This window comes from Streptomyces katrae (assembly GCF_000966975.1).
Lineage (GTDB): Bacteria > Actinomycetota > Actinomycetes > Streptomycetales > Streptomycetaceae > Streptomyces > Streptomyces katrae.
This window is the reverse complement of the sequence record NZ_JZWV01001531.1, coordinates 1-464: the sequence shown is the minus strand read 5'-3', so window position 1 is coordinate 464 and position 464 is coordinate 1. Positions and strand designations below refer to the sequence as shown.

At 75.9% G+C, this 464-nt stretch carries 1 protein-coding gene; it reads left to right on the top strand.

Annotated features, from left to right (window positions below; all coding sequences use genetic code 11):
- Window positions 1–464 (top strand): acyl carrier protein (locus VR44_RS38920; RefSeq protein ID WP_045952415.1); only part of this gene is annotated, 464 nt, incomplete at both ends.

Sequence of the window (464 nt, the reverse complement as noted above, 5' to 3'; positions counted from 1 at the left end):
CCTGGACGCCGAGGCCCTGCGGGCCCAGGCCCGCGCGGGTACCCTGCCGCCGCTGCTGCGGAAGCTGGTGCGCACCTCCGTACGGCGCAGCCTCGACAGCGCCCCGCGCACGACGGCAGGGCACACCCCGCTGGGCGACCGGCTCGCCGCCCTGCCGGCGGACGAGCGGCACGCGTTCCTCCTCGACCTGGTACGCACCCAGGTGGCGGCCGTCCTCGGCCACGCCTCCACCCGATCGGTCGCGGTGGACCGGCAGTTCAGGGACCTCGGTTTCGACTCGCTGACCGCCGTCGAGCTGCGCAACCTGCTGGGCTCCGCCACCGGACTGCGCCTGCCCGCGACCCTCGTCTTCGACCACCCGACCCCCGAGGCCCTCGCCCGCCTGCTGCTGGCCGAACTGCTGGGCACGGACGCCGATCCGGCGGAACCGGCCGGTTCGGTCGAGGCGGTCGCGGTGGACGATC